Source organism: Prevotella sp. kh1p2 (genome assembly GCF_900111525.1).
Lineage (GTDB): Bacteria > Bacteroidota > Bacteroidia > Bacteroidales > Bacteroidaceae > Prevotella.
Window position 1 is genome coordinate 1 of the sequence record NZ_FOHY01000009.1, and the last position, 12,987, is coordinate 12,987.

Below are 12,987 nucleotides of genomic sequence, written 5' to 3' on the forward strand. Positions count from 1 at the left end.
CCTCGTACCGCTGGACGCCAAGGAGCGCCCCATCCTTTTGGAAATCATCGAAGACCGCCATGACAGGAAGTCAATCGTCATGGCCTCTCAACTCCCTGTGGAAAACTGGTATGATGCCATCGGTGACCAGGCTGTCGCCGATGCCGTGCTTGACAGGATCGTACACTCATCACACCGCATCGAACTCTTCGGCGAAAGCATCCGCAAGATGAAGGCTAAGAAGTAAACAGGGCAAAATAAAAATGACCCCGCCAGTCAGGACTTTAGAGGGGGCAAAATAAAAAAGTTTTCAGGGGGCAACGTCGCTTTGCCCTCGGGGGTCAAACGCGCTCGGCTTTTCCAAATGTAGCTTTTAGTGTACCCGGAAAGACAAACAATCTCACCAATTGTGAGATAGCTCTTGGATACAACATGCTGCCACTCTACATCCAAACTATCGTATGGATTGTAGTAATGTTTGAAATGCTTGTAATTACTCATAATTATTGATGTCACTTTTGTGTGACAGTTAATAAATATGGTCTACAAGTGGCAGAATGAGTATGAACTGGGTCAATAAAGTTTTAAGCAAACTGGAATATTATACGTTTGTTAACAGAAATCTACCATCTATTAACAATAATTGCGCACTTTTGTCGGCTATTGTTGGGCTTCAGAGACATAAATCGTACTTTTACGGTAGAAATACGGTAGAAAAAAGAAAATAAATAGACTCGAATAACTTGAAATAAAAAACGTAAAGTGTTGAAATTCAGTAATGTGAAAGATGATAAATTGCTTCTACTTTCTTTTTTAAGAGAGATGTAACATCTTGCATGTCAGCGAGTTACGGTCATTCATTTGCCGACGCAGAAGTGGGCGAAAATGTTATTTAGTGTTTCTTGGGGGGTGATGCGGCCTTTGCCGGTTATGTCGGCAAGGTTGTCGAGGCAGGCCTTGAGGTCTTCTGATAGCAGGTCGGCACTGAGATTGGCGTTAATGCCGGCAATTACGCGGGTGAGATTCGCGTGTGCTAACTTGAGTGCCTCGTAGTGTCTGGCATTGGTTACGATGACTTCGTTCTCTGTTATTGCGGGTATGTTTGCGGCTTTGTAGAGCGACTCTTCCAAGTTACTGATGCCGGTACCCAACTTTGCGCTGATTTGGAGGACTTCGTATTCCTGGCTCCGGATAGGTGTTTTGGACTGATCTATCTTATTCTGGACGATAATGATTTTCTTTCCTTCGCAGTATGTGGCGATATCGCGGAAGGCATCGTCTACAGTTTCGCCGTCTGTCATGTACAGCACGATGGCCGCTTCCTGCAGTTTTTGGTAGCTGCGGCGGATGCCCAGCTGCTCTATCTGGTCGTCGGTATGGCGGATGCCTGCTGTGTCGATGAAACGAAAGGTGAGGCCGTGAATGTCTGTAGTGTCTTCGATGGTGTCTCGAGTGGTGCCGTGGATGTTGCTCACGATGGCTTTGTCCTCGTGCAGAAGGCGGTTGAGCAGGGTGGATTTACCGACATTTGTCCTGCCGATGATGGCCACGGGAATGCCTGCCTTTACTGCTTGGCCAATTTTGAAAGAATGGGCCAGGGAGACGATGCGGTCATCAATCGTGCTGGCAAGTTGCAGCAGTTCGTCCCTGTTGGCAAACTCCAGCTCCTCATGGTCGCTGAAGTCTAATTCCAGTTCCAGCAGCGATGTAATCTTGAGGAACTGTTCGCGCAGCGTTGCAAGCTCGTTGGAAAAATATCCCTTGAGCTGACTGAGTGCCAGCTTGTGGGTAGCCTGGTTGGTAGAAGAAACCAAATCGGCAACAGCCTCTGCCTGCGATAGGTCCATCTTTCCATTCTGATATGCCCGCATCGTGTACTCGCCCGGCTTAGCTTGACGGCATCCGGCATCGATGAGTGCCTGCAACGCCAAGCGCAGCACATAAGGTGAACCATGGAAACTAATCTCGGTGGCGTCTTCGCCCGTATAGCTGTGCGGTGTTCTGAATACACTCACCATCACTTCGTCGATGGGGTTATGACGGGTATCACTGAATACCCCGTAATGCAGCGAATAGCTTTTAGCCTGGCTGATGTCCTTACTGAAGAGCTTGTTGGTTATCCCAATGGCATCGGGACCGGAAACCCTAACAATGCCAATGGCGCCACCAGAGGGTGTCGCCAAAGCACAGATGTTGTCGGTATTTATCATTAAATTCTGTCGAGCACTTTAAGAATTAACGTGTCAATATCGTTTTTGTAGTTCGATTCAGCTTTCTGAGCCACGCGGTTTGCAATGACCATGCAACAAGTCAGGGCATGATGCCCCAACAGCCGGGCCAGACCGGCGAGGGCCGAGCTTTCCATCTCGAAGTTCGTAATGCGCATGCCGTTATACTCAAAGCTCTCAACTTTCTGGTTCTGCATGGGGTCGGCGAGCGGAATACGAAGCTCTCGGCCCTGCGGACCGAAGAAGCCGCCGCATGAAATGGTCACACCTCTCACCATGTCATCCTTGGCTATTCTGTCCAGCAGTTCTGCATCGTTGTCGATGACATAGGGCTGGCACAGCAACGGATTCCACGACATGTGTTCCTTAAACTTTTTCTCAAAGTTCAAATCGCATACCTCGTTGCGGCCGGCATAGAAGTTGAGAAGCCCGTCGAAGCCTATGCTCTTGGCGCTGGCAACGAAAGTTCCCGTAGGCGTATAGGGCTGCAGACCGCCGCAAGTGCCGATGCGAACCAAGGTAAGCTGGCGTAGTTCCTCTTTTGTGGTGCGGGTCCGGAAGTCGATGTTGGCCAATGCGTCAAGCTCATTGACAACGATGTCGATGTTATCACACCCGATACCGGTACTCAATGCGGTAATTCTCTTGCCCTTGTAGGTGCCGGTGATAGCATGAAATTCGCGGTTTGCAACCTCACACTCCTTGTTGTCAAAGTGCGAAGCAACGAGTGCCACGCGTCCCGGGTCGCCAACGAGAATAACTTTGTCGGCCAGCTGTTCCGGCTTGAGATGAAGGTGGAAAACACTTCCGTCTTCGTTGATTATCAGTTCTGATTCTGCAAACTTCTTCATATCCAGTTTGATTTTATGGAGTTAATAATATGTTCTCTGCATTGCGTATCTTCTTTTCCATCGCGTGAAGTTGAAGCCGTTGCTGCTCGATTTCCCTCTCTAAACGGATGATATCCTGCTGCATTTGCTCCTTACCGCGAGCCGATGAGCCGGCATAGGCATCGCGCAGGCCGTTGAGCTTGCGTTCTTTGTCAGCCAGTGAGGCCTTGATGCCTGCCATCTCCAGGTATGATTGCCTGTTTGTGGGAGAGCGGAAGTCGTCCAAATGCCTGTAGGTAACATTGTCATTGACCACAAAGCGAATAACCTCACGGTCTTCTACAGCCTGTGCCCGCTCTTTCATCATGCGCAATCTCTCCATCGCTTTGTCTCTGTCTCCAAACTGCCAGGTCTCGCGTATGCTTGCAATGTTGGCATAGCTCTGCAGTTCCTTGTCCGTAATCTCATCGCCGTTGAAGTTCTGCCGAGGGTAAGTAGGCACAAAGGTATAGATGCACACCTTGTCTTCCGGCTGGTTCCGGTCGCTCACAAGCCAGCCCAGTGTGTCCAGGTCGTCGTAGGCTATCAGGTAGTCATTGGCTTTTGAGTTGAAAGGCAAGCCGTAGTTTTCGGCAGAGTAGAACTTGCCCGTCTCGCTGTCGAACCGTGTAATGAAGATGTCGTAACCGCCTATGCTGTTTTTCCCCTGTGCTGCGAAGTAGAGTGTAACGCCATCGGCCGAAAGGAATGGATAGTTCTGCTTTTTCAGGTCATCGCCAAGTTCGTCTATCAACTTAGGCGAGCTCCACTCTTTCCCCAGCAAATCCATGGCATACAAGTCTCCTCCAGTTACCGTATCTGTAGTGGAGAAGTAGCATTGGTTCTTGAATTCGTTGAGATAGACCGATGCACCGGGCTGGTTGTCCTTGTGGAAGAATTCTTCGTAGCCCATGAGGTAGCCCGATTCCTTGTTCAGTGGCACCTTGGTGAGGAAATCCTCCTTGTCAACCACAACACTGTCAATGAACATCACCTTGGCCGTAGCCGACAGCATGCTCTTGTACATCCTTTCGCCCGGCGACTCTTCCTTCTGCACAACTTTCCCCCTTCCTTTCCGCTTCTGGGCAGGAGTTGGAACGGCGAACAAGGCAAGTGCCAATAATGCTATCAAGTATTTCTTCATTTCTTCGTTATTTCATGAAAACCAGATACACTGCACAGATAATGAGGAAGAAAGCCAGAATGTGATTCCAGTGCAAGTTCTGTCCTTGGAACATGATGTTTGCTATCATGGCGAATACGGCCAGGCTGATACATTCCTGTATGACTTTGAGTTGTACCAGTGTAAAAGGTCCTCCGTTTGCATTGAAGCCCAACCGGTTGGCCGGAACCTGACAGCAGTATTCGAAAAAGGCTATTCCCCACGAGAAAGCGATGACACCCAGCAGTGGCCAGTCCTTGCTGATGCCTGCCTGTTGCAGTCGCAGGTGCCCATACCAGGCCAGTGTCATGAAGATGTTGCTGCAAATGAGCAGCAGAATTGTATATAAACCATTCATTTTTCTTGTTTTTAATAGCGTCTCATCATGCAGGCGTCACTTGTGCCAGCAGCTGTTGAGCCATATTGTTGGCTGCCCGGCGGCCGTCGCCCATGGCCAGTATCACCGTTGCACCACCACGTACGATGTCGCCGCCGGCGTAGATGGTTGGCTGTGAGCTTTGCATCTGCTCATTCACCACAATGGTGTTCTTTCTGCCAAGCTCCAGTCCGGAGATGCTCTTGGGTACCAGCGGGTTAGGCGAAACACCCACCGCAACGATTACCTGGTCACAATCTACCGTAATGGTTTTGCCCGTAACCACAGGACTGCGGCGTCCCGAAGCATCCGGTTCACCCAGTTCCATGATGTCCAGTACAGCAGCTTTCACACATCCTTCCTCGTCTGCGAGATACTCCTTGGGATTGTGCAGCGTCATGAACCGGATGCCTTCTTCCTTTGCATGTTTCACCTCTTCCAGACGGGCGGGCATTTCGGCTTCCGAACGTCTGTACACCAACATAACCTCTGCCCCCAGTCGCTTGGCCGTGCGGCATGAGTCCATGGCGGTGTTGCCGCCTCCTACCACAATCACTTTTTTGCCTATGTTGAGCGGAGTGTCGGTTTCGGGATTGGCAGCGTCCATCAGGTTCACGCGTGTAAGGTACTCGTTGGACGACATGATGTTTATCAGGTTCTCGCCCTTAATGCCCATGAAGTTGGGCAGTCCGGCTCCCGAACCCACGAAAATGCCCTTAAATCCCTGCGCCTCGAGCTGCTGTACCGAGATGGTTTTGCCCACAATGCAGTCGGTCTGGAAGTGTACGCCCATCTTGCGTAGGTTGTTCACCTCTACGTCTACAATGCGGTTGGGCAGACGGAACTCCGGGATACCGTATTTCAACACGCCTCCTATCTCGTGCAGCGCTTCGAAAACGTAGACCTCGAAGCCCCGTTTCACCATGTCGCCGGCAAAGCTGAGGCCTGCTGGGCCAGAACCGATGACGGCCACCTTGATGCCATTAGCCGGCTCAAGTTCGGGCAATGCCATCTGTCCACTCTCGCGTTCAAAGTCGGCAGCGAAGCGTTCCAGGTGGCCGATGGCCACGGATGGCTCGTTCATTTTTAGATGGATGCACCGGCTCTCGCATTGTTTCTCCTGCGGACAAACCCGACCGCACACAGCTGGCAGTGCCGAAGTGCTTTTCAGAACCTTGGCAGCAGCCAGGAACTGGCCGCGTTCTATGTTCTTGATGAACGAAGGTATGTTGATGTTTACAGGGCATCCCTCTACACAACTGGGCTTGGCACAGTCCAGGCAACGTTTGGCTTCGCGCATGGCCATTTCGGGTGTGAGTCCTTGGTTCACTTCTTCGGTACGGGTTGTGGCCCTGTAAACGGGGTCGAGTTCCGGCATCTGTACCCGCTCAATGAGCTTACGCTCCTTGGGGTTCATGCTCTTGCGAAGCTCCACTCGCCACGAGGCATCTCTGTCGGTGAGTACATCTATGCTTTCGTCAATAGGAATTGCCTGCTGCGCAACGGCTTGCCCTTCTGCTGCTGCAGTGTCCTGCCGGTCTTCCGAGGCTGGATTATGCTGCCGGAAGTGTTCGAGTTCCTCTTTTTCAGCTCGTTTGAAGGTGCCCATTCGCTTGAACATCTCGTCCCAGTCTACCAGGTCGCCGTTGAATTCGGGGCCGTCGATGCAAACAAACTTGGTCTTGCCGCCTATCGTCAGCCGGCAGGCGCCGCACATGCCCGTACCGTCTACCATGATGGTATTCAGGCTCACGTCGTTCGGAATGTTGTATTGATGGGCCAGGAGTGAGCAGAACTTCATCATGATAGGAGGCCCGATGGCCAGTACCTTATCTATATGCTCGCGCTTGATGACTTCTTCCATTCCCACCGTTATGACACCTTTCTGGCCGTAGGAGCCGTCATCGGTCATGATGATGAGCTCATCAGAATATCGCTTCACGTCGTCTACCATGATGACCAGCTCCTTGGTGCGGCCTGCCAGAATGGAGATGACTTTGTTGCCGGCCTGTTTCAGCGCCGTCAGTATGGGCAGTATGGCAGCTATGCCGATACCTCCGCCGGCGCACACCACGGTGCCGTAATTCTTTATCTTGGACGGATTACCGAGTGGTCCCACTATATCAAGAACACTGTCGCCAACCTGCAGACTGCAGAACTTGATGGAGGAGAGGCCCACTTCCTGTATAACGAGTGTCAGCGTACCCTTCTCTGCATCGGATTTTGCGATGGTGTAGGGCACGCGCTCGCTGTTCTTGTCTACTCTCACGATGATGAAGTTGCCGGGTTTGCAGCTGCGTGCAATGAGTGGAGCCTCTACTTCGAAACAGTAAACTTTCTCTGAGAACTGTTGCTTGTCGATAATCTTGTACATAGTGTTTTTGCTCTTTGGATGATGGTGGGTTATAGTTTGACGGGCACGATGACCGGCCTGCAGAAAAAGAGTGAGGCTTTTGGCCAGTGGCGGCGGCGCTGTTGCCGGCCTGCCATGAGCCAAAAGCCAGTATGTGTTTAGAAGTTTTTGTCGTCAAGAAGCTCGAAGCCGCAGTAGGGAACGAGAACCTTAGGCACGCGGATGCCTTCGGGCGTCTGGTTGTTCTCTATAATGGCAGCCACGATGCGGGGTAGTGCCAGAGCCGAACCGTTCAGCGTATGGCAGAGTTCTATCTTCTTGTCGTCAGCATGGCGGTAGCGGCAGTGCAGGCGATTGGCCTGATAGCTCTCGAAGTTTGATACCGACGAAACTTCCAGCCAGCGCTTCTGGGCTGCACTCCACACTTCGAAGTCGTAGCAAATACTCGACGTAAAACTCATGTCGCCGCCACAGAGGCGCAGGATGTGGTAGGGCAGTTCCAGCTTTCGGACCAGTCCCTCTACGTGCGTAAGCATCTCGTCAAGGCTCTCGTACGAATGCTGCGGCGTGTCTATACGCACAATCTCTACCTTGTCGAATTGGTGCAGGCGGTTCAGTCCGCGTACATCCTTGCCGTAGCTTCCGGCCTCGCGCCGGAAGCAGGCCGAGTAAGCACAGCGCTTGATGGGCAAATCCTTCTCGTCCAGAATCTCGTCGCGGAAGATGTTGGTTACCGGAACTTCGGCCGTGGGGATGAGGTACAGGTCGTCGAGGTTGGCGTGGTACATCTGTCCCTCCTTGTCGGGCAGCTGACCGGTACCCAGTCCCGAGGCCTGGTTTACCACGAAAGGAGGTTGAACCTCCAGATAACCCGACTTGCGAGCCTCGTCCAGGAAGAAGGCTTCCAATGCACGCTGAAAGCGCGCCATCTTACCTATATAGATGGGAAAGCCGGCTCCCGTAATCTTTACACCGAGGTCAAAGTCCACCAGGTTAAATTTCTTCAGCAGGTCCCAGTGGCAGAGTGCGTCGGCTCCCAGTTCGGGCTTGTGGCCACCCTCTTTTACAACCACGTTGTCGGAGGCATCCTTGCCCTCGGGTACCAGCTCGTTTGGGATGTTGGGGATAGTGAGCAGCACCTCGGTCATGTCCTGCTGTGCCTTCTCCATAATTTCCTGAATGGCTTTGTCGGCCGACTTCAGTTCGGCCACCATGTTCTTTATTTCTTCTGCTTCTGCTTTCTTGCCTTCCTTCATCAAACCGCCAATCTGCTTCGAGAGCAGGTTCTGCTGCTGCTTGTTGGCGTCGAGTTTCTGCTGCGATTCGCGGCGAAGCCTGTCGTATTCCAATACTTTTTCCACAGCCTCTCTTGCACCGTTGAAATGCTTCTTCTCGAGGCCTTTAATCACACGTTCCGTTTCCTCACTGATGAGTTTTAGTGTAAGCATATCTTTTTTGTTTGATTCTTTTTCTTATTTGAGAGCAAAGATAATCATTTTTTTTCTCATACAGCGAGATTTGCAGTATGATTTTTAACCTGACCGTAAATAGTGCAGCTTGCCGAATGGCCGTTACGTGCGCTGCAGGCAGGGCGGGGGAGAAAGCAAAGATGCCAACTCTCCGCAGAGAATTGGCATCCTGTTGTTTGTTTGGAATAAGTTTTTGTATGTTATGCTTCAGCTTTCCTGCTCTTTTCAGCATAGGCTTCGGGCGAAAGCACCGATACGGTACTCTTGTCGCGCTTGCCTTTGTGGAAATAAACAACGCCGTCGGTCAGGGCGTACAGTGTATCGTCCTTACCCTGGGCAACATTCTCTCCGGGGAAGTGCTTGTTACCACGCTGGCGAACGATGATGTTGCCTGCGTTGATTTTCTGACCACCCCAGATTTTAACGCCTAATCTTTGTGAAGCTGATTCGCGGCCGTTCTTAGAACTACCTACACCTTTTTTATGTGCCATTTCTGTTTCCTCCTGAATTTAAGCGATTACTTGTTTAACTTCAACCTCAGTGAACTGTGCGCGGTGACCGTTCTTCTTGCGATAGTCCTTGCGGCGCTTCATCTTGAAGACAATAACCTTCTCACCCTTCACGAGCGGGTTTACAACCTCTACTAATACCTTGGCACCTTCTACAGTAGGTGCGCCCACTGTGACAGCTCCGTCGTTGTCAACGAGGAGAACCTTGTCAAACTCAACAGTCTTGCCGGCTTCCACATCCTTCAGATGGTGTACGAAGAGCTTCTTGCCCTGCTCAGCCTTGAACTGCTGACCGTTAATTTCTACAATTGCGTACATTACTTTAATAATATAAACGGGTTTTTCCGCCAGGCGGTTGACTTCCTGTCAACGCTTGTTCGAGCCCAAACGGACTAAATCGGCTGCAAAATTACGAAATAAAAACGAGAGTTTCCAGCACCGAAGTTGATTTCTTTTCTGTTTTAAGACAGATTAACATACACGGAATTCTTCTTGTTCTCATTGGTTCCTGCATAGTAATAGTGCTAAAGCAGCTGACAGCCGGAGGCTTTGATAAGCGAGAAAGCAATTTTCCCACATTTTAATCGGCGTGGGGCGTGGAACGAGATGCAGCTTGATGAAATGCACACCGGCTTGTCTACAGCATGTAAGCATCGTCGGGCGAGAGTGTCTGATCGCCCACGTACACTCGCCAATCAGTTATGATATCGGTAGAGTAGGTGCCGATGTCGCCGTTCTTCAGGCTGCTTACCCACACAGGAGTGTTCGTGCACTTGGCCATGAAGGTAGTGGCGGAGGTTATGGCCACAATCTCGAACCAGATGTGTTCGCGTTCCTCGGTGCCTTCCTTGGCAGCGTCGTCGGTCAGGAAACCGAGCTTCACAATGGCGTTTTCGGGTGTTTTGCGGGCTATATCGAGCATAATGCCCAACCGTTCTTGGGCCCGCTGATGCATGTAGTCGGTTTCGCGTTTGGTGTAGAAATAGAGTCCGTTGGTGCTAAGTTTCTTGCTCAGTCGGCTGATGTGGCGATAGTCGTGCTGCTTTTCAGCTTCCTTGGAGGGATAACAGTAGATGGCTGCCGAGTACGAATGGTGATCGTATTTGCGGTCGTACTTGCCGCCGTTCAGGTGCTCTGGGAAGCGTTTGATGGCTTCCTCCCAAGGCACAAGCGTAACCACCAGAGGCGTTTCGTCGTCTATGGCGCCCACGCAGATACCCTCGTAGGGCTTTGCTGCGTCGTTGTTACCGAGTATATAGCGTGCCGTGGCATTGAGCAGGTCGCCCATCGGTTTGTAGTTATCCACGTTTGCGCCCAATATCTCAAGCTCCGGAACGTGGCAGCGGGCCAGTCCGTGGGTGTGCATCCACACCTCATCTTTATCGTCACTTACTGCCTGAAGAACGTACATCATGTCAGAAGGAGGCGGAACGGCCGACTCCGCAGCCAACCGAACCCAGCGTCCGAGGAGCAGCTGCTCGCCACTCTCGTCGAAAACGGCAACGGCATCGGGCATGACAGCGTCCATAATCTTGAGCTGAAGATGGTAAGACGTCATGTAATCGGAACCGAACGGCATGTCGACGGCAAGCCCCATACGGGCATCCGTAGCCTGTTTCATTTCCTGCTCGGTGAACTCCTGGCGCACTTTCCAGCCGTTGTAGGCAATTTGAACGGGTACAAAGTAGAAGATGAGAGGATACTCTTCGTCTTCATGTCTTATGCGCAGCATGGCTTCTCCCTGTTCTTCGTCGTGCAGTGGGAGCATCTCCACGCCTTCTATGGCTGCAATCTTTTCGGGTATGCCGGTCAGTGTGGCATCGTCGCCAAGCTCTTTGGGCGGGATAGCAACCATCACCGACTTCTTTTCGTAGTATGCTTGCTCTTGTGCAGTGGGGTTCTTCAGAAACTCGGCAATGGGCCGGCAGTCTTTCAGCAGCGTCTCGGCATCAGCGTCAAGGTCGTCACAAACGGCTTTGCTCTTGGGCATCTTGAGCACGCGCTCCAAGTAGGGAACAGCCTCTTCTTCACGTTCCAGGTCCAGCAACGAATAGCCTACGCGGAAGTGCCAGTAAGGGTCGTTGCGCCCTTCTGTCTCCACTCCCTGCAAAAGGGCAAGCCCTTTGGCCAAGTATTGCTCACCGTCATCGCTGTTGTTGCCCTTGTTGTTGTAAGCCCGGGCAAGCCAGCTGGTGAGCTCATAGTCCAGTTCGTCGGCCGGCAAGGCCTCTATGGCCTCAATGATATGGCCGTACTCTCCGGCCTCGTGCCAGGCTTTTAGCTGGCTCAACAGCTGCTCCTTGTCTTTGCCTGCTGGCTTCTTTTTCTTCTTAAGCGAGTCAAATAGTCCCATAAATGTAGTTATTAGATTTATAAAGAGGTGAATTCAATTAGCTCGTGCAAATATAGTGAATTTATCCGAAGCGGCATTCTTTGGGCGCCTTAAAATGATTGATGGTGTTGCCTGCTGCGTTCGCGACCCACGTGGGCTGCCCGTTTCCGAGGGCGACTGGTGCAAGACAAAGGGCAGAAGCAGTGAAATTCAGACGGCCACCTTGCCGTCGGTAACTTCTGTGAAGTGCTCTTGGCCCCACTGGATGAGCGAGGTTATGCTGGGCATGAGCGACTCTCCGAGCGGCGTAAGTGAGTATTCCACCCTCGGGGGGATTTCCGCAAACTGCTTGCGGGCTATCAGGTGGTTCTTCTCCAGCCGCTTCAAGGTCTGCGAGAGCATCTTTTGCGAGCAGTCGGTCATGAGCTTGTGCAGCTCGCTGAAGCGCATCGGGCCGGGATGATTGCGCCACAGGGCGTAGAGAACCAACAGCGACCACTTGTCGCCAAACCTGCTGATGACCTGCCGGATGGGGCAAGCCAGGTATTCTGCCAATATCTCTTTCATCGTCATAGTTATTTTGCGTTGCAAAGATACGAATAGTTTCTGAAAGTAACCAATAACCGGCAAGGAAAAAACACCGAGCGTTAATCTTGGTTAATCCCATGTGGCAGTCCATCCGATGCAGCCGCTATTCCTACCTCTTGGTAACCTGCTATCCCGGCAGATAGTTCTTGCACGGCAGAAATTTACATGCTATCTTTGCACCGTAAATAATCAACAAACAACATAACAAGTACAAATGATGAAGAAAATCGAGACTATCAAGACCGGTAAGAACTACTCCGCAGTGAGCGTAGGGCGTATGGATGAAATCATAGAGCACGAGTTGCCCATGGGTCCGGATGTAACCATCCACGGCAAAGTGTTCGTTGGCCAGGCCGTAGGGGCAACGGGCAGCGAGCTGAGTTTCCAGACCTTGGTGCCCGGACAGGACAGCGGCTTCCTCCACACGCATAAAACGCACGAGGAACTCTACATCATCCTCAAGGGCGAGGGTCAGTACCAGGTCGACGGCGAGGTGTTTCCCGTAAGTGAGGGAACCGTTGTCCGCGTGGCTCCCGATGGCAAGCGGGCGCTGAAGAACACCGGTAAGGCGAACCTGACCATGCTCTGCATACAGTATAAAGCCAACGTTTTTGGCGAGGCCGACAGCCCGATGACGGATGGCAACATACTGCAGGAGCCGCTGAAATGGTAAACAGCAGATAAACGGAAGAACGAGACGGGGTGCCGAAAACAGTTTTCGGTGTCCCGTCTTTTTTTGTGTTCAGGCAACACTCCGCCCCGGCATGCCCCGCCACAGTGCCACCCAAGGGGGCGGAAGCATGCTTTCCGAAGTTTGAAAAAGTAGCCAACGCGGTCTTGAAGCTATCCTTCGCGAACTTTCGACACTTGTCGCATGATTGTGTGACAGGTGTCGAACGATTATGCGACACTTGTCGAAAGTTCGCGGCCTTCGGTTTTTGTGCCTCGGCATGATAGGTTTCAGATTGCAATATCACACAAGATGCGCTTATCTGCATTGTCCCGAAGCCCATGTCGCATCTTGTCTGCCTGATTTCCGGCAGATAGTTTGCGGGTTCAGAAAAAACTGCAGAACTTTGCACCGTAGTTGTGCACGGGCGTGGTTTCGCATTGCAGCCTGCC

General features: G+C 51.7%; 12 protein-coding genes. 2 read left to right on the forward strand and 10 right to left on the reverse strand.

All coding sequences use genetic code 11. The annotated features are described in order from the left end of the window. A partial coding sequence (locus BMW31_RS06500; protein WP_177166284.1) for an ATP-binding protein occupies nucleotides 1-226 on the forward strand: 226 nt, incomplete at its 5' end. 610 nt (nucleotides 227-836) lie between these two features. On the opposite strand, the gene mnmE is transcribed toward BMW31_RS06500, so the two are convergent. The 10 genes from mnmE to BMW31_RS06550 form a co-directional block, all read right to left on the reverse strand. Beyond that, the gene (mnmE, locus tag BMW31_RS06505; RefSeq protein ID WP_091822881.1) at nucleotides 837-2,189 is read right to left on the reverse strand and encodes a tRNA uridine-5-carboxymethylaminomethyl(34) synthesis GTPase MnmE; all 1,353 of its coding nucleotides are present in this window, start codon (nucleotides 2,187-2,189) and stop codon (nucleotides 837-839) included. Beyond that, on the reverse strand, nucleotides 2,189-3,058 hold the full coding sequence (locus tag BMW31_RS06510) for a nucleoside phosphorylase (RefSeq protein WP_091822884.1): 870 nt from the start codon (nucleotides 3,056-3,058) through the stop codon (nucleotides 2,189-2,191). The genes mnmE and BMW31_RS06510 overlap by 1 nt, the downstream gene beginning before the upstream one ends. Nucleotides 3,059-3,071: 13 nt before the next feature. Beyond that, complete coding sequence (locus BMW31_RS06515; RefSeq protein WP_091822887.1) at nucleotides 3,072-4,220, reverse strand: hypothetical protein; 1,149 nt, start codon at nucleotides 4,218-4,220, stop codon at nucleotides 3,072-3,074. A 7-nt stretch (nucleotides 4,221-4,227) separates the two neighbouring features. After that, nucleotides 4,228-4,596: a DMT family protein gene (locus tag BMW31_RS06520; RefSeq protein ID WP_091822889.1), complete on the reverse strand. Its 369-nt coding sequence runs from the start codon at nucleotides 4,594-4,596 to the stop codon at nucleotides 4,228-4,230. Between the two features lie 25 nt (nucleotides 4,597-4,621). Further along, on the reverse strand, nucleotides 4,622-6,988 hold the full coding sequence (locus BMW31_RS06525; protein WP_091822891.1) for a bifunctional dihydroorotate dehydrogenase B NAD binding subunit/NADPH-dependent glutamate synthase: 2,367 nt from the start codon (nucleotides 6,986-6,988) through the stop codon (nucleotides 4,622-4,624). A gap of 137 nt (nucleotides 6,989-7,125) precedes the next feature. Further along, on the reverse strand, nucleotides 7,126-8,415 hold the full coding sequence (gene serS / locus BMW31_RS06530; protein WP_091822895.1) for a serine--tRNA ligase: 1,290 nt from the start codon (nucleotides 8,413-8,415) through the stop codon (nucleotides 7,126-7,128). A 221-nt stretch (nucleotides 8,416-8,636) separates the two neighbouring features. After that, the gene (gene rpmA, locus BMW31_RS06535) at nucleotides 8,637-8,927 is read right to left on the reverse strand and encodes a 50S ribosomal protein L27 (RefSeq protein WP_091822897.1); all 291 of its coding nucleotides are present in this window, start codon (nucleotides 8,925-8,927) and stop codon (nucleotides 8,637-8,639) included. Between the two features lie 18 nt (nucleotides 8,928-8,945). Continuing rightward, entirely contained in the window at nucleotides 8,946-9,263 is a 318-nt protein-coding gene (rplU, locus tag BMW31_RS06540; protein ID WP_091822900.1) for a 50S ribosomal protein L21, read from the reverse strand. Between the two features lie 319 nt (nucleotides 9,264-9,582). After that, nucleotides 9,583-11,298 (reverse strand): DUF4026 domain-containing protein, encoded by a 1,716-nt coding sequence (locus BMW31_RS06545; RefSeq protein WP_091822902.1) that lies wholly within the window; start codon nucleotides 11,296-11,298, stop codon nucleotides 9,583-9,585. Nucleotides 11,299-11,487: 189 nt separating this feature from the next. Then, nucleotides 11,488-11,850, reverse strand: a complete 363-nt coding sequence (locus BMW31_RS06550) for a winged helix-turn-helix transcriptional regulator (RefSeq protein ID WP_410524430.1) — start codon at nucleotides 11,848-11,850, stop codon at nucleotides 11,488-11,490. 232 nt (nucleotides 11,851-12,082) lie between these two features. Between BMW31_RS06550 and BMW31_RS06555 the strand changes: the two genes are divergently transcribed. Further along, entirely contained in the window at nucleotides 12,083-12,538 is a 456-nt protein-coding gene (locus tag BMW31_RS06555; protein WP_091823221.1) for a cupin domain-containing protein, read from the forward strand. Nucleotides 12,539-12,987 lie beyond the last annotated feature (449 nt).

What these genes read in the sequence shown, in the direction of transcription:
- rplU (WP_091822900.1), bottom strand. Translation starts at nt 9,263, where the DNA reads ATGTACGCAATTGTAGAAATTAACGGTCAGCAGTTCAAGGCTGAGCAG.
- BMW31_RS06515 (WP_091822887.1), bottom strand. Translation starts at nt 4,220, where the DNA reads ATGAAGAAATACTTGATAGCATTATTGGCACTTGCCTTGTTCGCCGTT.
- BMW31_RS06525 (WP_091822891.1), bottom strand. Translation starts at nt 6,988, where the DNA reads ATGTACAAGATTATCGACAAGCAACAGTTCTCAGAGAAAGTTTACTGT.
- BMW31_RS06555 (WP_091823221.1), top strand. Translation starts at nt 12,083, where the DNA reads ATGAAGAAAATCGAGACTATCAAGACCGGTAAGAACTACTCCGCAGTG.
- BMW31_RS06545 (WP_091822902.1), bottom strand. Translation starts at nt 11,298, where the DNA reads ATGGGACTATTTGACTCGCTTAAGAAGAAAAAGAAGCCAGCAGGCAAA.
- rpmA (WP_091822897.1), bottom strand. Translation starts at nt 8,927, where the DNA reads ATGGCACATAAAAAAGGTGTAGGTAGTTCTAAGAACGGCCGCGAATCA.
- BMW31_RS06520 (WP_091822889.1), bottom strand. Translation starts at nt 4,596, where the DNA reads ATGAATGGTTTATATACAATTCTGCTGCTCATTTGCAGCAACATCTTC.
- BMW31_RS06510 (WP_091822884.1), bottom strand. Translation starts at nt 3,058, where the DNA reads ATGAAGAAGTTTGCAGAATCAGAACTGATAATCAACGAAGACGGAAGT.
- serS (WP_091822895.1), bottom strand. Translation starts at nt 8,415, where the DNA reads ATGCTTACACTAAAACTCATCAGTGAGGAAACGGAACGTGTGATTAAA.
- mnmE (WP_091822881.1), bottom strand. Translation starts at nt 2,189, where the DNA reads ATGATAAATACCGACAACATCTGTGCTTTGGCGACACCCTCTGGTGGC.
- BMW31_RS06550 (WP_410524430.1), bottom strand. Translation starts at nt 11,850, where the DNA reads ATGACGATGAAAGAGATATTGGCAGAATACCTGGCTTGCCCCATCCGG.